The organism is Rhodoferax sp. SPJ21 (genome assembly GCF_058216335.1).
The window spans coordinates 797911-818411 of sequence record NZ_JBYZMO010000001.1 but is presented as its reverse complement, the minus strand read 5'-3'; the positions used below and the strand labels follow the sequence as shown (position 1 = coordinate 818411).

20 protein-coding genes and 1 pseudogene are annotated in these 20501 nt (G+C 62.1%); 8 read left to right on the top strand and 13 right to left on the bottom strand.

The annotated features are described in order from the left end of the window. The first annotated feature begins 80 nt into the window (after nt 1–80). Both AC4BBN_RS03630 and AC4BBN_RS03625 read left to right on the top strand, forming a co-directional pair. Nucleotides 81–2963 (top strand): C1 family peptidase, encoded by a 2883-nt coding sequence (locus AC4BBN_RS03630; RefSeq protein ID WP_490590581.1) that lies wholly within the window; start codon nt 81–83, stop codon nt 2961–2963. Between the two features lie 78 nt (nt 2964–3041). Continuing rightward, on the top strand, nt 3042–4265 hold the full coding sequence (locus AC4BBN_RS03625; protein ID WP_490590580.1) for a M20 aminoacylase family protein: 1224 nt from the start codon (nt 3042–3044) through the stop codon (nt 4263–4265). A 97-nt stretch (nt 4266–4362) separates the two neighbouring features. Here the strand turns inward: AC4BBN_RS03625 and AC4BBN_RS03620 are convergent, their stop codons facing one another. The 3 genes from AC4BBN_RS03620 to AC4BBN_RS03610 all read right to left on the bottom strand — a co-directional run bounded on the left by AC4BBN_RS03620 (nt 4363) and on the right by AC4BBN_RS03610 (nt 5784). Further along, nucleotides 4363–4833 (bottom strand): hypothetical protein, encoded by a 471-nt coding sequence (locus tag AC4BBN_RS03620; protein WP_490590579.1) that lies wholly within the window; start codon nt 4831–4833, stop codon nt 4363–4365. Between the two features lie 244 nt (nt 4834–5077). Beyond that, the gene (locus AC4BBN_RS03615) at nt 5078–5431 is read right to left on the bottom strand and encodes a hypothetical protein (RefSeq protein ID WP_490590578.1); all 354 of its coding nucleotides are present in this window, start codon (nt 5429–5431) and stop codon (nt 5078–5080) included. 41 nt (nt 5432–5472) lie between these two features. Further along, nucleotides 5473–5784 (bottom strand): BON domain-containing protein, encoded by a 312-nt coding sequence (locus tag AC4BBN_RS03610; protein ID WP_490590577.1) that lies wholly within the window; start codon nt 5782–5784, stop codon nt 5473–5475. A 321-nt stretch (nt 5785–6105) separates the two neighbouring features. Here AC4BBN_RS03610 and AC4BBN_RS03605 point away from each other — a divergent pair, with 321 nt between their 5' ends. Next, on the top strand, nt 6106–6426 hold the full coding sequence (locus AC4BBN_RS03605; RefSeq protein ID WP_490590576.1) for a hypothetical protein: 321 nt from the start codon (nt 6106–6108) through the stop codon (nt 6424–6426). 81 nt (nt 6427–6507) lie between these two features. Here AC4BBN_RS03605 and AC4BBN_RS03600 read toward each other — a convergent pair whose 3' ends face one another. Further along, nucleotides 6508–8577, bottom strand: a complete 2070-nt coding sequence (locus AC4BBN_RS03600) for an ATP-binding protein (protein ID WP_490590575.1) — start codon at nt 8575–8577, stop codon at nt 6508–6510. Between the two features lie 72 nt (nt 8578–8649). On the opposite strand from AC4BBN_RS03600, the gene AC4BBN_RS03595 reads away from it, so the two are divergent. Next, nucleotides 8650–9381: a response regulator gene (locus tag AC4BBN_RS03595; RefSeq protein WP_490590574.1), complete on the top strand. Its 732-nt coding sequence runs from the start codon at nt 8650–8652 to the stop codon at nt 9379–9381. A 64-nt stretch (nt 9382–9445) separates the two neighbouring features. Here the strand turns inward: AC4BBN_RS03595 and AC4BBN_RS03590 are convergent, their stop codons facing one another. Next, nucleotides 9446–9784: a BON domain-containing protein gene (locus AC4BBN_RS03590; protein WP_490590573.1), complete on the bottom strand. Its 339-nt coding sequence runs from the start codon at nt 9782–9784 to the stop codon at nt 9446–9448. A gap of 434 nt (nt 9785–10218) precedes the next feature. Between AC4BBN_RS03590 and AC4BBN_RS03585 the strand changes: the two genes are divergently transcribed. Then, nucleotides 10219–10587: a phosphomannose isomerase type II C-terminal cupin domain gene (locus AC4BBN_RS03585; protein ID WP_490590572.1), complete on the top strand. Its 369-nt coding sequence runs from the start codon at nt 10219–10221 to the stop codon at nt 10585–10587. A 138-nt stretch (nt 10588–10725) separates the two neighbouring features. Here AC4BBN_RS03585 and AC4BBN_RS03580 read toward each other — a convergent pair whose 3' ends face one another. Beyond that, nucleotides 10726–11676, bottom strand: a complete 951-nt coding sequence (locus tag AC4BBN_RS03580; RefSeq protein ID WP_490590571.1) for an NAD-dependent epimerase/dehydratase family protein — start codon at nt 11674–11676, stop codon at nt 10726–10728. Nucleotides 11677–11687: 11 nt separating this feature from the next. Further along, nucleotides 11688–12905 (bottom strand): glycine C-acetyltransferase, encoded by a 1218-nt coding sequence (gene kbl, locus AC4BBN_RS03575; RefSeq protein WP_490590570.1) that lies wholly within the window; start codon nt 12903–12905, stop codon nt 11688–11690. A gap of 117 nt (nt 12906–13022) precedes the next feature. Between kbl and AC4BBN_RS03570 the strand changes: the two genes are divergently transcribed. Then, the gene (locus AC4BBN_RS03570) at nt 13023–13634 is read left to right on the top strand and encodes a helix-turn-helix domain-containing protein (protein ID WP_490590569.1); all 612 of its coding nucleotides are present in this window, start codon (nt 13023–13025) and stop codon (nt 13632–13634) included. A 168-nt stretch (nt 13635–13802) separates the two neighbouring features. Here the strand turns inward: AC4BBN_RS03570 and AC4BBN_RS03565 are convergent, their stop codons facing one another. Both AC4BBN_RS03565 and AC4BBN_RS03560 read right to left on the bottom strand, forming a co-directional pair. Next, nucleotides 13803–14750, bottom strand: coding sequence for a 2-hydroxyacid dehydrogenase (locus AC4BBN_RS03565; RefSeq protein ID WP_490590568.1), 948 nt, complete (start codon nt 14748–14750; stop codon nt 13803–13805). Nucleotides 14751–14885: 135 nt separating this feature from the next. Next, nucleotides 14886–15320: a VOC family protein gene (locus AC4BBN_RS03560; protein ID WP_490590567.1), complete on the bottom strand. Its 435-nt coding sequence runs from the start codon at nt 15318–15320 to the stop codon at nt 14886–14888. Between the two features lie 115 nt (nt 15321–15435). On the opposite strand from AC4BBN_RS03560, the gene AC4BBN_RS03555 reads away from it, so the two are divergent. Then, nucleotides 15436–16314 carry a LysR family transcriptional regulator gene (locus tag AC4BBN_RS03555; RefSeq protein ID WP_490590566.1) on the top strand — a complete coding sequence of 293 codons (879 nt, stop codon included), beginning with the start codon at nt 15436–15438 and terminating at the stop codon, nt 16312–16314. Nucleotides 16315–16362: 48 nt separating this feature from the next. Here the strand turns inward: AC4BBN_RS03555 and pcaC are convergent, their stop codons facing one another. Both pcaC and AC4BBN_RS03545 read right to left on the bottom strand, forming a co-directional pair. Continuing rightward, nucleotides 16363–16740 (bottom strand): 4-carboxymuconolactone decarboxylase, encoded by a 378-nt coding sequence (pcaC, locus tag AC4BBN_RS03550; protein ID WP_490590565.1) that lies wholly within the window; start codon nt 16738–16740, stop codon nt 16363–16365. 31 nt (nt 16741–16771) lie between these two features. Then, nucleotides 16772–17227 (bottom strand): LysR substrate-binding domain-containing protein, encoded by a 456-nt coding sequence (locus AC4BBN_RS03545; RefSeq protein WP_490591410.1) that lies wholly within the window; start codon nt 17225–17227, stop codon nt 16772–16774. Between AC4BBN_RS03545 and AC4BBN_RS03540 the strand changes: the two are divergent. After that, nucleotides 17211–17735: pseudogene (locus tag AC4BBN_RS03540) on the top strand (Rossmann-fold NAD(P)-binding domain-containing protein); the annotation flags it as partial. The gene AC4BBN_RS03545 and the pseudogene AC4BBN_RS03540 sit on opposite strands and share 17 nt — an antisense overlap. A gap of 80 nt (nt 17736–17815) precedes the next feature. Here the strand turns inward: AC4BBN_RS03540 and AC4BBN_RS03535 are convergent. Next, nucleotides 17816–18664, bottom strand: a complete 849-nt coding sequence (locus AC4BBN_RS03535) for a MurR/RpiR family transcriptional regulator (protein WP_490590564.1) — start codon at nt 18662–18664, stop codon at nt 17816–17818. A 12-nt stretch (nt 18665–18676) separates the two neighbouring features. Next, on the bottom strand, nt 18677–20137 hold the full coding sequence (zwf, locus tag AC4BBN_RS03530; protein ID WP_490590563.1) for a glucose-6-phosphate dehydrogenase: 1461 nt from the start codon (nt 20135–20137) through the stop codon (nt 18677–18679). Nucleotides 20138–20501: the final 364 nt, after the last annotated feature.

Below are 20501 nucleotides of genomic sequence, written 5' to 3'. Positions count from 1 at the left end.
CTACACATAGGGGATGTTCTTTCAGGGGTTAGAGGTTCACAATGCTTGCCCGACACACCCGCTGTCGAGAGGAGCACACCATGGGCATGCTTTGGGTTCGGGGTTACCAGGGGCCGGAGATTCCGGCGTTGCGTAAGGCGCTGGTCGCGGTCTTGGGCAGCGATGCCCAGGCATTTCCCAGCCTGGCCAAAGGTGCGCCGCCCGATGTGGTGGATGCAGATGTGGAGGCTGCGGCCCGGCGCTGGCAGTCGGGCGTAGGCCTGGTGGCAGATGGTGTGGTGGGGCCATACTGCCAGCAGCAGCTGGGTCTGGCCAAGGCCCCGGCAATGGAGATTGCGCTGACGCCGGACGCCGTGCGCCAGCTCTTCCCCGCGACCAAGCCCGCCAATATCTCCCGCTACCTGCCCTATGTGGCGGCGGCCCTGGGCGCGCTGGGCCTGACGGACCGGCCCATCATTTGTGCCGCGCTGGGCACTATCCGCGCCGAGACCGAGGGCTTTCTACCGATTTCCGAATTCGTGTCGCAGTTCAACACCGCACCCGGCGGTACGCCGTTCGGCCTGTACGACGGGCGCAAGGCGCTGGGCAATACCCAGCCCGGCGATGGCGCTCGCTTCAAGGGGCGCGGCTTTGTGCAGCTGACCGGCCGCAACAACTACCAGGTCTACGGCAAGGCCCTGGGCTTTGACCTGGCGGCCAACCCGGACCTGGCGAATGCGCCCGAGGTGGCGGCCCTGTTGCTGGCCCGCTTCATTGCCGACAAGGCCGATGCCATGCGGCAGGCTTTGGCCACGGGCGGCTACGCGGTGGCGCGCAAGCTGGTCAACGGCGGCGCGCATGGTTTGGACCGGTTCAAGGATGTGTTCATGCTGGCCGACACGGTCTGGCCTGTGGGTGCTGTGGCAGCCAAGGCGGGCGCTGCGGCTAAACGGAGCAAGAGCGCCAAGGCCAAGTCAGGGCCGGTGCAGCGCAAGCTGACCGTACGCAAGGACCCGACCGACCTGAATGACCGGCCCTACCAGCCGCCACCGCTGGGGCTGGACGATGTGTACCCCAGTGACGACGCCATCCGTAGCTTTTTGCCCGCCTATACCCAGGCAGGCCTGATCCTGGACCAGGGCAGCGAGGGTGCCTGCACCGGCTTTGGCCTGGCCTGCGTGGTCAACTACCTGCGCTGGCGCAAGGCTAGCAGCCCGGCCCAGATGGCGTCGGTCAGTCCGCGCATGCTGTACAACTTTGCGCGGCGTTATGACGAATACGCTGGCGAAAACTATAGCGGCTCCAGCTGCCGCGGCGCGCTCAAAGGCTGGTTCAACCATGGCGTTTGCATGGCCGATGACTGGCCCTATACGCAGCAGCAGCCGCGCTATGGCTATGCCAAGAAGGCGGTGCAGACCACGCTGGGCGTCTACTACCGCATCGACTTGAAGTCCATCACCGACCTGCAGGCGGCGATCCAGGCGGTGGGGGCGGTGTATGCATCGGCCTTCACCCACGAAGGCTGGCACAGCCTGCCGGCGCGCAAAAAGAACCCCAAAGGGCATGCCGATATTCCGCTGATTCCGTTCAATGGCCGTCCGTCGGAAGACAACGGCCATGCCTTCGCACTGGTCGGCTTCAACAACCAGGGTTTTGTGGTGCAGAACTCCTGGGGCGAGGGCTGGGGCGTGGGCGGCTTCGGGGTGATCGGCTATGCCGACTGGCTGGCCAATGGCATGGATGCCTGGGTGGTCGCCATGGGGGTGCCGGGCGTGGTGGTGGGGCGCGTCAGCGTGGTGGCATCGCAGGCCAACGCCGCAGTGGGCGATACCAATACCAGCCAGTGGTGGAGCGAGGACCAGGCCTACCAGCACAGCGTGGTGTTGGGCAATGATGGCCGCGTCAAGCGCTACCTGACCGAAGACGAGCTCAGTCGAACCCTGGGCCACCAGGTGTGTGACCTGCCTGACCAATGGTTCCGCAGCCCGGCCAGTGGTGAGGTCAAGCGCTTGGTGATTTACGCCCACGGCGGACTGAACAGCGAGGACGACGCCATCCAACGCGCCCGCGCCATGGGGCGGCACTTCATGGGCAACGGCTGCTACCCCTTGTTTCTGGTGTGGAAGACGGGCTTGCGCGAGTCGATTGGCGACATCATCAGCGATGCCTTTCATAAGCAGCCCACCTTGGCTGGTGGCTTGGCCGAGTGGATTACCGACAAGACCGATCTGGCGATAGAGAAGACCATAGGCCGCCCACTGGCCCGCCCCATCTGGAGCGAGATGAAGGAAAACGCCGAGCTGGCCTTTGGCGCCGGGCGCGGTGGCGAGTTGCTGATCAAGGCGCTGCAAAAGTTGATGGTCACCTGGGGTGACAAGCTGGAGATCCACCTTATGGGGCATTCGGCCGGCTCCATCATCCTGGGCCATATGCTGACTGCGCTGGCAAGCCGGGGCGTGCCGGTGCCAGCCATCAGCTCGATCCACTTGTACGCGCCGGCGTGCACTGTCGCGTTTGCCAACAAGCACTACGCCATGGACCCTGCTGTGATGGCGCGGCTACACCTGAGCGTGCTGTCCGACCGGGTGGAGCGCAACGACAACGTGGCGTCCATCTACCGCAAGTCCTTGCTGTACTTTGTGTCCAACGCGCTGGAGGTGGATCTGCGCACGCCCATCCTGGGCATGGACAACGTCTACAAAGAGGACTACACCGGCTGGGACGGCAGCTCCAGCACCGGCGATGTACTCAAGGACTGGCGGCGCGCGGTGGCCCAGGCGGGCCTGCAGCGGGATGGGCGACTTCAGATACTGGACCGCGACAAGGTCACTACGGCCCTGCAGGCCGATGGCAAGACGCCTTTGCAGCAAGTGCCGGCCAGCCATGGCGGCTTTGACAACGATGTGGACGTGGTTGGTCAAACATTGGGTTTGATACGGCAGGGCCTACTGCTGCAGCCGGTGGACGACTTGCGCGGCTTTTGACGTTGCAGCCCAAAGGGTTGTGGCAAAGCTTGTACAGTTCCTCGACCGTGTTTGCGATCTCTTCGTTTCAGGCTGCCCATGTCTACTCCTTTGCTCCAGGCCAATGGCCGCGCTTTTGCGCATATCGCGCAGTTTCACCCCGAGCTCACGGCCTTGCGCCGCGACTTGCACGCCCATCCCGAGCTGGGCTTTGAAGAGGTTTACACCGCTGCGCGGGTGACGCAGGCGCTCGAGTTGTGTGGTGTGGACGAGGTGCATACCGGCATTGGCAAAACCGGCGTGGTCGGCGTCATCCATGGCCGCACCGGCAAGTCTGGCAGCGGCAAGATGGTCGGACTGCGCGCCGATATGGATGCCTTGCCCATGACCGAGATGAGTGACATCGCCTGGAAGTCGTCCAAGAACGGGTTGATGCACGGCTGCGGCCATGATGGCCACACCGCCATGCTGGTCGGCGCCGCGCGTTACCTGGCCGAGACCCGCAATTTCGATGGCACCGTGGCTTTGATTTTTCAGCCCGGAGAAGAGGGCTATGCGGGCGCTAGAGCCATGATCCAGGACGGCTTGTTTGACCGTTTTCCGGTGCAAGCGGTGTTTGGCATGCACAACTGGCCGCAACTGCGCCCCGGCAGTATTGGTCTGAATCCGGGCCCAATGATGGCGGCCTCTGACCGCGTCACCATAGAGATCACGGGCCGAGGCGGCCATGGAGCGCACCCCTACCAAAATATCGATCCGGTGCTGGTGGCGGCGCACACCATCACAGCGCTGCAGAGTGTGGTGTCGCGCAACATCCGCGCTATTGACAGCGGGGTGGTCAGCATCTGCGCGGTACAGGCTGGCGACCTGAATGCCATGAGCGTAACCCCAGGTAAAGCCACGCTGGTGGGCACGGTGCGCACTTTCAACCCAGCGGTGCAGGACTTGATCGAGCGGCGCATCACCGAACTGTGCAGTGCGGTGGCTTTGGGCTTTGGTGCCACGGCCTCGGTGCACTATGAACGCATGTACCCGCCCACCATCAACTCGCGCTCAGAAGCCTTGTTTGCGATGCGGGTGGCTGAGGATCTGGTGGGGGCCGCCCAGGTGGTGCGTGACCTGGACCCGAGCATGGGTTCGGAAGACTTTTCCTTCATGCTGCAGGCCAAGCCCGGCGCTTACATGCGTATAGGGCAGGGCAGTGAGAATGGCCCGGGCAGTTGCGCACTGCACAACAACCGGTATGACTTCAACGATGCGATCCTGCCACTGGGTGGCGCCTTGTATGCCAGCCTGGCCGAGCAGTACATGCCAGTGGCCTGATTTTCCACCCGCTTGTCGCTAGGGATTAGATAGCTGCCTGTGCAGGTAGAACCTGCGCTAGAGGCTCATTTTCTTTGGAGGTTTTGGGCTGCCAGGCTCAGGCTGCGTAGAGATCGTCGATGTCGGCTTGCGGTGTTCTGCTGCGCCGGGCATTGGCCCTTTGCAGCAAGATGGTGACCAGCACAGCGGCGGCCGCAGAGCCAGTCACGACAGGCGAGGCTTTCAGCAGATGCGCCAGGTTGTCCACCACCTCCACGCTGACTTGCTGCACGTGGTCGACCAGCGCAACTACGTCGCTGGTATGTACTTTTTGCACGTCTTCCAGCCGTGGCTGTATGTCTTGCCAGCCATCACGAAAGCGCAGCTTGGCGAAGATGCCATTGGCCACTGCCACCAGTGATAGCAAGCCCAGCGGGCGTATCAGGTGGGCCAGCAGGCGGCGTTTCTCAGGCGCGGGTGCGGCCTCGAATACCTGGCCCACGAGCTCGGCGATGGCTGCGTCGGAAGCGGCAACCCGGGCCGTGGTGGTCAGAGTGGCTGGCTCTGTAGCGGATGTCTGTGGATGCATGGTGTTTGTCCCCATATTGGTCACTGTTTCCCCGGTGCGGGCCGCGCTTTTAGCGTAGTGCACATGCAGCAATTTCAGGTGGCTGCATCACATGGAAAATCGTAATCGGGCGGTATGTCCGCATGATGAACCGGTGGGTTGAGTGCGTAAAGGTCGCTTAACCAATTGTTACGAATTAACCATAATTTTGCGCTGCAACATGAGCCTGCAAGCTGTGCGTTGCCATGCCCAGGGTGGTAGATATTCAGCCTCGCAGCGCGCGGCACAGTTGCAGGTTGAATGCGTCGCCTGGCTGCAGCGTCAGCGTGTAGCCGCGGCAGACTTCACCCATGATGGCCGTGACCTGGTAGGTCCCAGCGGGCAGGTCCAGCACCAACTGCGGACCTGCATCGGCCACCGTGGCGACACGCTTGCCTTGCAGGTCGTCCACATGCAGCCGCAGCGTCGGCTTGGTTTGCGCCTGGCCCGTGCCCGGCAGGCGGCACCACTCGCGCAGGCGTTGCAAGGCATGGTGGTACTTGTCTTCTGTCGAGTTACAGACGATCAATTGGGCATCGGTGTCAGGGCTGGTGTCCCGGGGGCGCTCGGTGTTCTGCATGTACGCTGTGCTTTCAGGTAGACCGTGGGATGCGGGCGTTGCTAGTCGCGCGACGAGAAAACGCGGATACGGCTGTACACATTGCCTACACCCGCGACCTGACTGGCGACGGCACGGGCCTTGGCTTCCTGGTGCGGGCGCTGGGTCCAACCGTGCAGCGTGACATCGCTGTTGTGCACCGTTGCACTGAGGTCCTTGGCTTCATTGCCCATGCTGGCGGACAAGGCTGATTCGACAGCGGTGCCCAGTGCAGCGTCGGTGGCGCCTGCGGCGGCAGGCAGGCTGGTCATGAGGAGCAGCGGACCCGCAACGAGGGCGAGCACTGCAATTCGGCGATGGAGTCGGGTGGTCATGGTGGTTCCTTGGCGGCAGTCACAGCTTGGGGTGCTTCTGCAGTGCTTTGATCTTCTCGCCAGCCTTCTGCGACTTGATGACGTGACCCGCTGGCTCTATGACAGATGTAATCTTCACTTCCCTTCATCTGGTATTTATCTGGGCTTAACCCAGGGCTAACACCTACTTACAGAAGCGATTGCATCTGTCACGGGAGGGTGGATGCGCTGTCATGCGTGCGCGAAAGCCTACCTGCACCATGGTGTTGCAGGCATGTTGTTCCAGGGCTGGAATGGCGTGAGACCCGCATAGCTTTCCATACGTACAAGAGGTAGACCATCATGCAAAGCACATTTAACTCCCGGACATCCCGCACACTTCTGGCCGCAGGTTTGCTGTTCGGCGTGGCCGCTGCTCAGGCCGCCACGGGTTTCACGGTGGGCCAGCAGGACGAAGCCCAGATCAAGGTTGGCATGGACGCCGCTTCAGTGCAGCAAGCCCTGGGCCAGCCTGAGCGCGTAATACGTTATGGCAATGAGCCGGGCCCTACATGGGAGTACCGGGTACAGGGCTCTAATGCGACCTTGTTTGAGGTGGACTTCAGTGCTGACGGTAAGGTCGCTTCGGTAGACCAGCGCGACATCAATTTCAATTCCAACTGAGCCAACTGAACGCTTTTCAAAAGGGCTTGTCGATCAGCCAAGCAGGCTGATCGACAAGCCCTTTTTCCTTAGAACACCTTCTTAGCGCACCAACTCCGACAAGGCACGGGCCAGGTCGGCGCGTTGCAGCGGCTTGGTCAGCAGCCGGGATACGCCCGCTTCGGTAGCTCTTTGGGCCAGCAGTGCGCCGCCGTAGCCGCTAACCATCAGGATGGGAAGCTGGGGTGCGAACTGGCGCACAGCTTCTGTGAGCTGGATACCGGTCAGTGCGGGCATGACTTCGTCTGTCATCAGGGCCGAGAAACGCTCTGGCTCGTCGCGCAGAGCTTGCAACGCGGCCATCGGGTCGGTAAAGCCTACCGTGCGGTAGCCCAGGTTACCGAGTATCTCTTCGGCCATGGCGACCAGGCCGGGCTCGTCGTCCACCACCAGCAGCGTCTGCCCCGCACCGCAGGGGGCTGATGGCAGCAAGGGGGCGGCGCTGGCCAGCACATCGGTGCATTCCGGAAAGTACAGCGTGAAACGGGCCCCTTGCAGGGGTTTGCTTTTGACGTCGATCGCACCGTTAAATTCCGCCACCACGCCGTGCACCACAGCCAGCCCCAGGCCGGTGCCAGAGTCTGCGCTGCGGGTGGTGAAGAAAGGCTCAAACAGGCGTTCCATCACCTCCGGGCTGATGCCCTTCCCCTGGTCGGACACCGTCAACGCCAGGTAGTTGCCAGCGGGTAGTTGGGTGTGTGATAGCACCTGGGGCATGGTGACGGTCTTGCGCACCAGCTGCACACTGACCATGCCGCCTTGGGGCATGGCCTGGATGGCATTGGTGCACAGATTCATCACGGCCTCGAAGGCCTGGGTCGGGTCGCCGCGCAGCAGGGCGCCATGCGCCTCAAGGCCGCGCTGCAGCACCACGCCAGGGCGCAGGGTTGCGGCCAGCAGGGTCAGCACTTCTTCAATGATGGGTTCGAGTTCGAACACGGTCGAAGTGCAGCCGCCACCACGGCCAAATGACAGGATGCGCTCCACCAGGGATTTGCCGCGCAGAGCGGCTTGCAACACCTTGTCGAGATGCCGGGCCTGGGCGCTGCCGGGCGCGGCTGCGTCCTGCGCCATTTCGCCAAAGCCGACGATGGCCGCCAGCGCATTGTTGAAATCGTGCGCCACGCTGCCGGCCATCACGCCCAGCGACTCCAGCTTGCTGGCGCGCGACACCTGGGCCTGCAAAGCCTGTTGGGCGGCAATGCGGCGCTGGTCGGCGCGCTCGACCAGGAACACCGCGATACCCATGATGGCGAGCAGCAGCACAATGCCGGCCAGGGTAATTTTCACGGTGTCGCGCCATGGGGCCAATATGACATCCAGGTCCCGGGTAATGACCACGTCCAGCCCATAGTTGGGCAGTCGCCGTAAGGCCACCAAATACTTGCGCCCGTCCGGAAATTCGTGGATGGCTGTGCGTTGGTGGCTGGCCAGGCGCTGGGCAATTTCTTGCTCACTCAACGAGGTTTGCCGTACGTAGGATGCAGCCAGCAGCACGCCATCCTGGCGGAACACGGACATGTGTGCGTCTGGCGCCTGGGATGCCACAGTGAAGGCCCCCAGCAGGGCGTTCGATGGCAGGGCTGCATAAATCCAGCCGTGGTGCTGGGGGGTGGTGAATTGCGCGGCCAACGTGACTGCTGTAGTGCTGCGGTTCTGTTCGGGGTGGGACCGGCCTATGGCGGTCGTCTCGGTATCCAGTTTGTTCAAGGGCGGCGAGAAATCGGGCTGCTCCGGTAGCGGCATGTCGGTGGACGCCGCCAGTATCCGTCCATCATGGCTGACCAGCCAGAGCGAGCGCACCATGGTCATCAGCTCCGTGCGGGTGCGTAAGGCCTCTTCGGCATCGGGGCCGGTGAGCGGCACGCGGTTGTAGCGCAACTCGTCCTGCATGGCATGCATGCCACTTTGGATGCCTTGCAGCGTGCGGTGCATTTCGTCGCTCAGGGCCAGCGACAAGGTGTTCAGCTCCCGCGTCTGGCTGTCTATGGTTTCGCTGCGCAAATGCCACAGTGCAACACCCGCCACCAGGAGTATCGGCAAGCCCAGGCCTAGTGCCCAGGCCCAAATACGTGGTGCTATGGCTTTGCGGGTGTTTTCGGTCTCTTGCATCTGATGGAAACTCCTGTGGGCGGTGCTGGCCATAATCCCGCATACTCTGTAAAGATTTCCATCTTTTGATTTATGCAAACCTCGACTGCCCCACACATTCTAGTGATCGACGACGATCCCAACATCCGTGAACTAGTGGTGGAATACCTGGGGGATAACGATTTGCGCGTCAGTGCCGGGGCCTCGGGCCGGGAGCTGTTCGAGATGGTAGACCGCGAGGCTATTGACCTGGTGCTGTTGGATCTGAAGCTGCCTGGCGAGGACGGCATGCAACTGGCCCGTACTCTGCGCGAACGCGCCACCATCCCCATCATCCTGCTGACCGGCCGCGCCGAGGAGGCCGACCGCGTGATGGGGCTGGAACTGGGGGCGGATGACTACGTGACCAAGCCCTTCAGCCCGCGCGAGCTGCTGGCGCGAGTGCGTGCGGTGCTGCGCCGCTACCAGGTACAAGCCACTCTGCCGGAGCGAGACAACAGCCGCCGTGCGTTCCGCTTTGCGGGCTGGGAGTTGAACCTGCGTACACGCCGCCTGGTGTCGCCGGGCGGCGAGTCGGTGGAGCTGTCGAATGGCGAGTTCAGCCTGTTGTCCGCACTGTGCCGGGCGCCGCAGCGGGTGCTGTCGCGTGACCAACTCTTGTCGATGTCACGTCTGCATGAGGCAGAGGTCTACGACCGGACCATCGATGTGCAAATCCGCCGCCTGCGCATCAAGGTCGAGCTGGACGCCGCCAACCCACAGTTGATCGTTACCGAGCGGGGCGCTGGCTACTTGCTGGCCAGTGAGGTCGAGACTTTGTATTGACCCCGTGCAGTAAAAAAGCGGCTGGAGCTTGAGGCTTCAGCCGCTTTTTCAAAACAAGCTGGTTTTACTTATGGTCTGTAGACCAGATGCGCACCCGGCTGTAGACCTTCTTGGCGCCAGGCACCTTGGCTGCGACTTCGCGTGCTTGTGTGGATAGGTCTGAGTTGTTGATCCAACCACGAAGGGTCACAACCCCCTTTTTGGACGACACAGTGAGTTTGGCCGCATCGTCGCCCAGCGAAGTTTTCAATGCATCCATGACAGTCGTATTGAGTTCTTTGTCGGCAGTTGCGGCGGCCATGGTCGGTTTGTCGGTGGCGGCCATGCTTGGCGCCACCATGGCGGTGCCTGCAGCGAGTGCGAGAACGATGTTTGCGGCGAGGCGGTGGAATGCGATAGCCATGCTGACTCTCCTTCGGGTAATAGTTGTAGTGAACAAAGGAATGGGTCACATAGGTAGCCGGCCCACACGGCATAAAAAATCTATGTCGCGGTTCATGGTAGTCCGGATAAACACGTAAGCACCAGCGATATGCCAAGGAATTCCGGGTATTCCAACAAGAACAAACAACTGTTACTTCTAGCGGGGGATTGCTTGTTTGTCGGGAAACGTGGGTTGTTTGCGTCGCTTGCGCCGCTGGCTGTGTAGGGCCTGCAAGCTGTAACTCACTTGTTTCGGTGTACTCTTGATTAGCTATATAAATGATAGCTTGCTGCGTATATGTAGAAAGCGCTTGGGCCTTATTTTTTGTATAGGTGCGCAGTGTCTTTTGTGGTGACTCCACGGGTTATCATGGGTCGACAAACCTGCACTTTTGTTTAAGGAACCTGCGCGCAATGCAAACATCTACCCGTACCGTTTCCATCGAACGTACCGAACGCCCCTGGGGTTGGTATGAAAACATGCACGAAGCACCCGGCCACAAGGTCAAGCGCATTGGCGTTCATCCTGGCCAGCAGCTGAGTTTGCAAAAGCACCACCAGCGTGCCGAGCATTGGGTGGTGGTGGTCGGCACCGCCATCGTCACGGTGGGTGACAAGGTGGTCGAATTGCAGCCCGGACAACACGTGGACATCGCCATCGGCGAAGTGCACCGCCTGGCGAACAAGACCACAGGCCCGGTAGAGATCATGGAAGTGCAGTACGGCAGCTACCTGGGCGAAGACGACATCGTTAGATTACAAGACGACTACGGCAGGGAATAAGTACACCCCCAGGCTGCAGCGCTTCGCGTCTTTCGCCAACCCCCTTGCAGGGGGCGAACCCATCGGCCCGGCGAAGCCGGTTCCGCGGGTTCTCTGGAACGGGCTTCGCTGCGCTTGCCTCGAGGCTGCAGGGTTAAGTTAGCGGCGTTCAGCCAGTGGCCGCAGGTTCTTCAGCATGTCCTGCACCATCCCATCCAGATCGTATTCCGCCTTCCAGCCCCAGTCATTGCGGGCTGCGTGGTCGTCGATCGAGCGGGGCCAGCTGTCGGCTATCGCCTGGCGGAAGTCGGGTACGCATTCCAGGCTGAAGCCGGGTACGTAGCGGGCAATCGCCTCGGCGATGTGCACCGGGGTGAAGCTGGTGCCGGCCAGGTTGTAGGAGCCGCGTTCGCGTATTTTTTCTGCCGGTGCTTCCATCAGTTCCAGCGTGGCGCGGATGGCGTCGGGCATGTACATCATGGGCAGGGCGGTATCGGCGGCCAGGAAGCTGGTGTAGCGGCCGTGCTTTAAAGCGGCGTGGAAGATTTCTACCGCGTAGTCGGTCGTGCCGCCGCCGGGTGCGGTCTTCCAGCTGATCAAGCCCGGGTAGCGCAGGCTGCGTACGTCCACACCGTGGTTGCGGTGGTACCAGTTACACCAGCCTTCACCGGCCAGCTTCGAGATTCCGTACACCGTGCTCGGGTCCATCACCGTGTGCTGCGGGGTTTGGTCGCGCGGCGTGCTGGGGCCAAAGGCGGCGATGGAGCTGGGCCAGAACACCTTGTGCAGCTTGTGGGTGCGCGCCAGTTCCAGCACGTTCAGCAGGCTTTTCATGTTCAGGTCCCAGGCCCATTGCGGGTGCTGTTCGCCACGTGCCGACAGGGCTGCGGCCAGCAGGTAGATCTGGGTGATCTGGTTGCGCTCCACCACCTCGGTAAGGGCGCTGTTTTCGGTGGCGTCCAGCGTTTCGTGGTGCACGCTGGGCAGGCGGCCCAGCGGCGCCAGGTCGCTGGTCACGACAGCCTCCTTGCCATGGCGCTGCACCAGGGCTTGGGCGAGTTCGGTGCCTATTTGTCCGTTGGCACCGATGATGAGTATCCGGGTATCCATGCAAATTTCTCTCAAGGGATCAATCCAAGTTCCTTGCCCGCCTGGCAGAAGGCCTCTACTGCCCGCTCCAGGTCGGCCCGGGTATGGGACGCGCTGAGCTGCACGCGGATGCGTGCCTGTCCTTTGGGGACCACCGGAAAGAAGAATCCCACCACGTACACACCCAGCTCCAGCAGGCGCGCTGCCAGCTTTTGCGCCACCACTGCGTCATAGACCATGATGGGCACGATGGGGTGTTCGCCCGGCTTGATGTCGAACCCGGCCAGGGCGATTGCGTTGCGGAAGTAGGCGGTATTGTCAGCCAGGACATCGCGCAATTCGGTGGACGCCTCGAGTAAAGACAGCACCGCAATCGATGCGCCCACGATGCTGGGCGCCACGGTGTTGGAGAACAGATAGGGCCGCGAGCGCTGGCGCAGCAGCTCGATGACTTCGCGCCGCGCGCTGGTGAAGCCGCCGGAGGCTCCGCCCAGTGCCTTGCCCAAGGTGCCGGTGATGATGTCCACTTTACCGAACACGCCTCGGTACTCGTGCGTGCCGCGTCCCGTCGCGCCGATGAAGCCGCTGGCGTGGCATTCGTCAATGCCCAGCAGTGCGCCGTACTGGTCGCACAACTGGCGCATCACATCCAGCTGGGCAATGGTGCCGTCCATGGAGAACACGCCGTCGGTGAACACCAGCACATGGCGTGCGCCGTCGGCGCGGGCTTGCTGTAGCTGCAACTCCAGGTCGGCCATATTGTTGTGCGCATAGCGGTAGCGCTTGGCCTTGCACAGGCGGATGCCGTCGATGATGGAGGCGTGGTTCAGTGTGTCGCTGATGATGGCGTCCTGCTCGCCCAGCAGGGGTTCGAACAGGCCGCCGTTGGCATCGAAGGCCGCCGCGTACAGGATGGTGTCTTCGGTACCCAGGAACTTTGAAAGCCGGGCTTCCAGCGTCTTGTGCAAGTCTTGTGTGCCGCAGATGAAGCGTACCGAGCTCAGGCCGTAGCCCCGGTTTTGCAGTGCCTCTGCCGCTGCAGCCACCACCGCCGGGTGGCTTGACAGGCCCAGGTAGTTGTTGGCACACAGGTTGAGCACCTCGCGCGTGGAGCCATCGGCTGCCTGCGTCTTCACCCGCGCGCCCTGGGCGCTGGCGATAACCCGCTCGGACTTGTACAGGCCGGCAGCGCGGATGCCGTCCAGCTCTTGCTGGAGGTGGGCGTAAAACGGGGCAGTGGTGGTGCTCATGGCGATCCTTCCGGGTGGGTAGGGTATGGGTCGGGCACAATGGTGTGTGCAGTAAATTGAAATTGTGCTGTATATCGAACAAAAAATCAATATATTGGATTAGCGAAGAGACTGACCATGGCGCAACGCTCCCCTAAAACCACCCCTGCGCCGGCCGTTGCGGCCAACGCAGAGCCGCCCCGCGTGGGGGAAACCTTGGCTGCGCTGCGCCAGGCGCAGGCCTTGTCGCTGGATGCCTTGTCGCGCAAGGCCGGGGTTTCCAAATCCATGCTGTCGCAAATCGAGCGTGCCCAGGCCAACCCCACGGTGGCTGTGGTCTGGCGACTGGCGAATGCGCTGGGCGTGCCTCTGGGTGATTTGCTGGGCACCGCGCCGCCCCCGGCCGAGCCGGCCATCACCGTGGTGCCGGCGCATGCCACGCCGTCGCTGCGCAATCCGGATGGGGCATGCGAGCTGCGCATCCTGGGTCCTATCGAGTTGGCAGGTCAGTTTGAGTGGTATGCGCTGTCTTTACAAGCGGGAGGCGCGCTGGAGTCGCAGGCGCACGAGGCGGGTACGCGCGAGCATCTCACCGTGCTGACGGGAGCAGTGGAGGTGGTGTCGGGCGACGAGCGCCAGCGCCTGAAACCTGGCGAAACCGCCCGCTATGCGGTAGACCGGCCCCATGCCATCCGCAACCTGGGCAAGGGCGAGGCCACCGCCTGGCTGGTGGTGGTACATGCCGGATAAGCTATTAAAAGAGTAGCTTCTTGTGCAGACAATACCTGGGCTAGAGGCCTATTTCTATGTGGACAAATAGGGTCTAAGCGCCTATGTGCCGTGCGCTAGTAGCTGTAAGGATATAGCCAACCATCGCATCGCCAGCCAGGTACCCGATGCGCCCGTTGCCAGCCTCCGTTAATACCCGCGCGACAAGTCGATGCAGTCCGGCAGCATGCCCGTCTCGCGGTATCGGCGGATGTTTGCCGCAACAAGGGCAGAGGCGGTGCGCCTGTCCGTCGGGGCGGAGCAGTGCGGCAGCACGGTGACGCGCGGGTGCTGCCACTGCCATTGCGCGACCGGCAAGGGTTCGACCTCGAATACGTCCAGCACTGCGTGGTTCAAGCGCCCGCTGTCGAGTTCGGCGCGCAAAGCGGCATCGTCCATGATCGGCCCGCGTGCAAAATTAACCACCGCAGCGCCGTTTGGCAAGCAGGCGAGTTGCTCTGCATCCAGCAAGCCTCGGGTTGCAGCGGTCAGCGGCAACAGGCACACCAAAATGTCTGCCTTGGCCAGCATGGGTTTCAATCCGCCTCTGCCCGAAAACGCATCCACACCCGCAATGGCTTTGGCGCTTCGGCTCCAGCCGCAGACCTTGAAATCGGCCGCCAAAAGGCGTTGCGCCGCCGCTTCACCCAAGGTGCCGAGGCCAAGGATCCCCACGGTTCTATCCTCCGCACGCACGTACTCCAACGGTTTCCAGATGCGCAGCCGTTGTTGCTGGGCGTAGGCGGGCATATCGCGGTGCAAATACAGCGTCCACGCGAGTACGGCCTCAGCCATCGTCTGTGCCAGTTGCGGGTCTACCAGTCGGGCGATTTGCAGCTGTGTTTGCCCCAGATCCGCCACCAGCCGCTCCACGCCCGCCCACACGCTATGCACCCAGCGCAGTTTGGGCAAGCTCCGCAAATCTACTGGGTCGGGGTTGGCCACAATGGCCATGCTGCAAACGGCTTTGCTGGCTGCGTCCATTTGGTGGAATGGCACGATGGTTTCGTCCGGCATCGCCTTCTGCAAGGCCTGAACCCAGGCAGCCGTCAGCGGGTAATCCATGGCAGCGATGAAAGGGATGGGTGTTTTATGCATGTTACTTGGCCGTGTAGTTTTCGAGTGGCTTGTCGCTCGGGTTGGCCCAAGCTGCCTTGGTGAGTGCGAGCGCCACCGCACACAGCGCAGCGGCTTTCAATGGGTTGGTGTGGCTCATCGCAGATTCAAGTCGTGTTACTTGGCGAACAAGTTCTCGAGCGTTGCAAAAGCCTTGAATTCCAGGGCGTTGCCCGAGGGGTCCAAGAGGAACATGGTGGCTTGCTCGCCCGGCTCGCCCTTGAAGCGAATGTAGGGCTCGATCACGAAGCGGGTAGCTGCAGCGGTCAACTTATCGGCCAGCGCCTGCCATTGCGGCATGGGCAGCACAGCCCCGAAATGGCGCGTGGGAACGTCATGTCCATCGACTGCGCTGGTTTGCGTGTGGCCGCATTCGTCCGGTGCGAGGTGGGCCACGATCTGGTGTCCATAAAAATTAAAGTCCACCCATTCCGCTGCACTGCGGCCTTCGGGGCAACCCAGCAAATCGCCATAAAACTGGCGCGCCTGCGCGATGTCGTTCACAGGAAATGCCAGGTGAAACGGTGGAATGGCAGCGTGGGGTGTCGTCATGGTGCGTCCTTCAAGGCAGGCGTTTGTGAAAAGAGGCCCGACTATAGGAGTGCTTAAACATTTTAAAAAACGATATATATTTGACCTGAGTAGCCAAATAATCAATCATTCAAAGATGATTACAGAACTACGCACCTTTGTCGCCGTCACCCGCCACGGCACGTTTGCAGCAGCGGGCGAGCGCACTGGCCTGACCCAGTCCGCCGTCAGCAGCCAGATCAAGCGCCTAGAGGAGTCGCTGGGCTTTGCACTGTTTGACCGCACCCGGCGCACTGCTACCCTGAACGCAGCCGGGGCCACGACATTGGCGCGCGCCGAAGAAATCATCGCCCTGTTCGCGCAACTCGGCGACCTGCCGGAGGACGCCAGTGCCGATGGTCATCTGCGTATCGGGGCCGTTGCCTCGGTGCAATCTGCGCTGCTACCGCGCGCGCTAGGGCCGATGCGGCGCAAATATCCTAAGCTGCGCCTGAGCCTCGTGCCGGGCGTGTCCATGCATCTCATGAACCAGCTCGACGCTGGTGAAATTGATGTAGCCATCACCATCCGGCCACCGTTTGGCATGCTGCCTGAATTCAGCTGGCAGGCGCTGGTGAATGAGCCCTTCAAACTGCTAGTACACGCTGACCTGCCGGGCGATGACTGGCGCTCGCTGCTGCAAAGCCAGCCTTTCCTGCGCTATGACCGCAGGTCTTTTGGTGGGCGCATGGTGGAACGGTTTTTGCGCGACATGCAGCTGGTCGTGGCGGACTCTATAGAGCTTGACGAGATACAAGGCCTCATTCAGCTGGTATCAAATGGCCTGGGCGTTGCCCTGGTGCCGATGGTTGAAGCACATCTGCCCTTGCCCTTGAACGTACGGGCCATCGCACTTGGAGAAGATACTTTTTACCGCGAAGTGGGCATCCTCCAGGGCAGAGCCAAAGCCGTCCACCCACATGCCAGCCAGCTAGTGCAGTGCCTACGCGATGCTGCGGTGGTAACGCCTGCCTGATCGGAGTGTTGCGGCGTTTTTGTTTTAAACGGCTAAGGCCATGGAGCCTTAAATGCCCAGTTCCTTGAACACCTCCTTTGCGGTGCGGAAGCTGTCGATGGCGGCGGGCGCGCCGCAGTAGACGGCGGTTTGCAGAAAAACCTCCTTGATCTCGTCCTTGCTGACGCCATTGGTCAGCGCGCCGCGCAGGTGCAGCTTGAGTTCGTGCGGGCGGTTCAGTGCGGTCAGCATGGCCAGGTTGAGCAGGCTGCGCGTCTTGCGGTCCAGACCCGGGCGGTTCCAGATGTCGCCCCAGGCGTACTGGGTGACCAGCTCCTGCATGTCGCGGTTGAAGTCGTCGGCGTTCTGGATCGCGGCGTCCACATACTCGGCACCCAGCACCTCGCGGCGGGTTTTCAGGCCTTGGTCAAACAGCTCTTGGTTCATGGATGCTCCATTCAAAAGGGGAAGCTCCACTCTACGCGATGTGCTGCTGTAACCCCTCCACCAGCGCGTCAACGTTGTCGCGGTTGAACACGCCCTGTAAGGACTTGCCGACGCGGCGGATGAACGGGGTTTCGGTGTCGAAGCCGATCAGCGCGTGCTGCGCCAGGTCGGCCAGGCTGTGCGGAGTGCCGTGCTGCTGCATGTAGCTTTGGTGCGCGTGCAGGCCTAGCCCGACTGCTCCCATGCGGCGGGCGACCAGCAGCGCCTGCTGGGGGCGCAGCGGGCGCTCGGCGACGTCGGGCTCGGGGTGCAGCAGCTCAATCTTGAGTTCGGGGTACTGCGCGCCCAAGCGGGTAAGGATGGGCGGCAGCACCTCCACACCAATGATCTCGCGGGCTGTGGTCCGAACCGTTCCCAGTACCCCGGCGCCCTGGCTGGTAGCAGGGTGCTGCAGGGGGGGGGGCTGTGTTGGCCATGGCTTCGGCATCGCTATGCAAGGCCAGCAGGGCGCGCGGGTGCTGGTCAAGCCGGGGCGGGTGGCGCGCAGCGTCAGCAACCCAGGGCGCGTCGGCGTGGGCCACCAATGGGCCTATCTACCGGACGTGGCCCGCACCATGGTCGCCTTGCTGGCACGGCGAGACCCCTTGGACGCGTTTGCCACATTCCATTTCGGCGGCAACTGGGATGTCGGCGGTAGCCGGATGGCCCAGGCGATCTGTTGTGTGGTGGCCCGGCGCAGCGGCAAGACGCCGAGCATCGCCGCATTTCCTTGGTGGCTGATGCGGCTGGCTGACCCCTTCGTGGAAACGCTGCGCGAGCTGCAAGAGATGCGTTACCTGTGGCAGCAGCCGGTGCGCCTGGACAACGCCAAGCAGGTGGCTGTGCTGGGCCGCGAGCCGCATACCGGGCTGGATGCAGCGGTGGAGGCGACGCTGGAGGGTTTGGGCTGCCTGCCAGCGCAGCTGGTTCAACCCGTTTTGCTATTGAATCAGTAGCTGCCTGTGCAGGTAGATTCTGCGCTAGAGCCTGATTTCTTATAAATGCATGAAAGCGCTTGTTGAGCGCTTGCTGAGCGCTAGGTATAGCGTTTGTTGCGCAGATTGTTCTTGATCTCCTGCAGCTTGGGCTGCAGGTGTTCGCTGCCTATGCGCAGGGCCACGCAGGTGGCCAGGATGTCGACGATCATCAGGTGCAGCAGGCGCGACACCATGGGGCTGTAGCGCTCGAAGCCCTCGGGGTGGTTGGCGGCCAGGTGCACGTGGCCGGCCGATGCTAGCGGGGAGCCGCTGGTGGTGATGACGATGGTGGTGGCGCCGTTCTTGCGCGCGATGTCGCAGGCATCCATCAGGTCGCGGGTGCGGCCCGAGTTGGAGATGATCACCACGCAGTCGCCCGTGCCCAGCATGGATGCGCTCATGACTTGCATATGGCCGTCGCTGTAGGCGATGGCGTTCACGCCCAGGCGGAAGAACTTGTGCTGCGCGTCCTGCGCCACGATGCCAGAGTTGCCTGCGCCGTAGAACTCAATGCGTCTGCCGGTCTGGTAGGTGGCAGCCAGGATCTCGGCCGCCTTTTCCAGTGCGCTGGTGCTGGCTTCGTTGCGGTACTTCAGAAAGGCAGCGACGGTGTTGTCGATCACTTTGACCATCACGTCGCTGGTCTTGTCGTCGGTATCCACGCTGCGGTGGATAAAGGGCACGCCCTCACTCACACTGCCGGCCAGCTTCAGCTTGAAGTCGCTAAGCCCGTCATAGCCCATGCTGCGGCAGAAGCGCACCACGGTGGGCTTGCTGACGTGTGCCCGGTCGGACAGTTCGCTCACCGGCAGGTTGGCGAATGCACGTGGGTCGGTCAGCACCAGCTTGCCCACGCGCTGCTCGGCGGGGGCAAGGGAGGACAACGAGGCTCGGATGCGGTCAAGCATGGTGGTTCATTTCTACGACTCTTCGCTCCAGCAGAAGCCATCGCGCGCGATCATGGCGCTGGAGGCGCTGGGGCCCCAGGTGCCAGCGTTGTAGGGGCGCGGGCCGGCGGCGTCGTTCTTCCAGTGTTCGATGATGGGCTCTACCCAGCGCCAGGCTTCCTCTTGTTCATCACTGCGGACGAACAGGTTCAGGCGGCCGTCCAGCACGTCCAGCAGCAGGCGTTCGTAAGCGCCCACGCGTTCCGAGCCGAAGCGTTTGTCAAAGTCCAGGTCCAGCTGCACCGGCGCCAGCGACTGGCTGGCAGATCGGCTGCGGTTGCCTTGGGCCTGGGCCAACAGGTGCAGCTCTAGTCCATCCTTGGGCTGTAGATTGATGACCAGCTGGTTGGCTGCGCCCACTGGAGCGTTGAAGATGGGGTGCGGCGTGGGCTGGAAGTTCACCACGATATGCGCATCACGGCCGTGCAGGCGTTTGCCGGTGCGGATGTAGAAAGGCACGCCGGCCCAACGCCAGTTGGCGATCTCGGTGCGCAGGGCGACAAAGGTTTCGGTCTGGCTGTCGGGGCTGACGCCCACTTCTTCGCGGTAGCCTGGAACCGATACGCCGCCCGACGAGCCTGCGGCGTACTGTCCACGGATCACATGCTGGGACAAGGTCTCGGGCGTCCAAGGCTTGAGCGAGCGCAGCACCTTGAGCTTTTCATCGCGGATGGCATCGGCGCCAGAGTTGATGGGCGGCTCCATGCCGATCGCGCACAGCAGTTGCAGCGCGTGGTTTTGCACCATGTCGCGCAGGGCGCCGGTGTTTTCATAGAAGGCGCCGCGCTTTTCCACGCCCAGGTCTTCCGCAATGGTGATCTGGATGTTGGCGATGTGCGCGCGCTTCCACAGCGGTTCGAACAAGGCATTGCCAAAACGCATGGCAAACAGGTTCTGTACCGAGGGCTTGCCCAGGTAGTGGTCGATACGGAAAACCTGGTTTTCCTTGAAGCAGCGGCCCACGGTTTCGTTGATGGCGCGGTTCGAGGCCAGGTCGTGGCCCAGCGGCTTTTCCAGCACGATGCGGGTCTTGTCGCTGTTCAGCCCGGCGGCGGCGAGTTGCTCGCAGACCGTGGTGAACAAGGCTGGCGCGGTGGCGACATACATCACCACCGAGTCAGCGTTGCGGTCTTGCAGCACCTGGGCCAGGGTGGCGTAGTCGTCGGGCTTGGACAAGTCCATGCGCTGGAATTCCAGCAGGGCCGCGAAGCGTGCGAACTCTTCGGCGTTCGGGCGCTTGGCGCCTTCCACGCTGTTGAAGCGGGACTGGATCAGCTCGCGGTACTTGGCATGGCTCAAGTCATCGCGGCCTACGCCAATAATGCGGCCGCCTTCAGGCAGGGTGCCGTGGCGGAAGGACTGGAACAGGGCGGGCATCAGTTTGCGCCAGGCAAGGTCGCCGGTGCCGCCAAAAAGGACTAGGTCAAAGCTCATGGGGTTGCATCCAAAATGATTTCCGCAATGTAACTTAGTTTCATGTTTCTGCAAATGCGGATCTGAAAAATACTTTTCTGGGTGTTGCTGCTTGGTATTTTCCCGGTTGCGCAGCAGATAAACTGGGGTCTAAGCTAAGTTCGTAACCTTGTTACTCCACCTGGGCCGGGATTTGCCTGCCGCGTGGGTAAGCTCATGGGTAAGGTTTGGTAACTTAAAAGATGTCCCTGGCGGGCGCTGGGGGCGGTTTTGTTTGTACCATTCGGCTGTTGGCGTCGGCTGCGGCGCCCGCTGGTTCAGCGAATAGAGCCTGTTACCCGCAGGCACTGGCAATCGACGCGCATGCCTGGCCGGTACGCGTGCA

Bases quoted from the DNA above. Each gene is read 5' to 3' on its own strand.
- AC4BBN_RS03630 (WP_490590581.1), top strand. From the start codon at position 81: ATGGGCATGCTTTGGGTTCGGGGTTACCAGGGGCCGGAGATTCCGGCG.
- AC4BBN_RS03625 (WP_490590580.1), top strand. From the start codon at position 3,042: ATGTCTACTCCTTTGCTCCAGGCCAATGGCCGCGCTTTTGCGCATATC.
- AC4BBN_RS03620 (WP_490590579.1), bottom strand. From the start codon at position 4,833: ATGCATCCACAGACATCCGCTACAGAGCCAGCCACTCTGACCACCACG.
- AC4BBN_RS03615 (WP_490590578.1), bottom strand. From the start codon at position 5,431: ATGCAGAACACCGAGCGCCCCCGGGACACCAGCCCTGACACCGATGCC.
- AC4BBN_RS03610 (WP_490590577.1), bottom strand. From the start codon at position 5,784: ATGACCACCCGACTCCATCGCCGAATTGCAGTGCTCGCCCTCGTTGCG.
- AC4BBN_RS03605 (WP_490590576.1), top strand. From the start codon at position 6,106: ATGCAAAGCACATTTAACTCCCGGACATCCCGCACACTTCTGGCCGCA.
- AC4BBN_RS03600 (WP_490590575.1), bottom strand. From the start codon at position 8,577: ATGCAAGAGACCGAAAACACCCGCAAAGCCATAGCACCACGTATTTGG.
- AC4BBN_RS03595 (WP_490590574.1), top strand. From the start codon at position 8,650: ATGCAAACCTCGACTGCCCCACACATTCTAGTGATCGACGACGATCCC.
- AC4BBN_RS03590 (WP_490590573.1), bottom strand. From the start codon at position 9,784: ATGGCTATCGCATTCCACCGCCTCGCCGCAAACATCGTTCTCGCACTC.
- AC4BBN_RS03585 (WP_490590572.1), top strand. From the start codon at position 10,219: ATGCAAACATCTACCCGTACCGTTTCCATCGAACGTACCGAACGCCCC.
- AC4BBN_RS03580 (WP_490590571.1), bottom strand. From the start codon at position 11,676: ATGGATACCCGGATACTCATCATCGGTGCCAACGGACAAATAGGCACC.
- kbl (WP_490590570.1), bottom strand. From the start codon at position 12,905: ATGAGCACCACCACTGCCCCGTTTTACGCCCACCTCCAGCAAGAGCTG.
- AC4BBN_RS03570 (WP_490590569.1), top strand. From the start codon at position 13,023: ATGGCGCAACGCTCCCCTAAAACCACCCCTGCGCCGGCCGTTGCGGCC.
- AC4BBN_RS03565 (WP_490590568.1), bottom strand. From the start codon at position 14,750: ATGCATAAAACACCCATCCCTTTCATCGCTGCCATGGATTACCCGCTG.
- AC4BBN_RS03560 (WP_490590567.1), bottom strand. From the start codon at position 15,320: ATGACGACACCCCACGCTGCCATTCCACCGTTTCACCTGGCATTTCCT.
- AC4BBN_RS03555 (WP_490590566.1), top strand. From the start codon at position 15,436: ATGATTACAGAACTACGCACCTTTGTCGCCGTCACCCGCCACGGCACG.
- pcaC (WP_490590565.1), bottom strand. From the start codon at position 16,740: ATGAACCAAGAGCTGTTTGACCAAGGCCTGAAAACCCGCCGCGAGGTG.
- AC4BBN_RS03545 (WP_490591410.1), bottom strand. From the start codon at position 17,227: ATGCCGAAGCCATGGCCAACACAGCCCCCCCCCCTGCAGCACCCTGCT.
- AC4BBN_RS03535 (WP_490590564.1), bottom strand. From the start codon at position 18,664: ATGCTTGACCGCATCCGAGCCTCGTTGTCCTCCCTTGCCCCCGCCGAG.
- zwf (WP_490590563.1), bottom strand. From the start codon at position 20,137: ATGAGCTTTGACCTAGTCCTTTTTGGCGGCACCGGCGACCTTGCCTGG.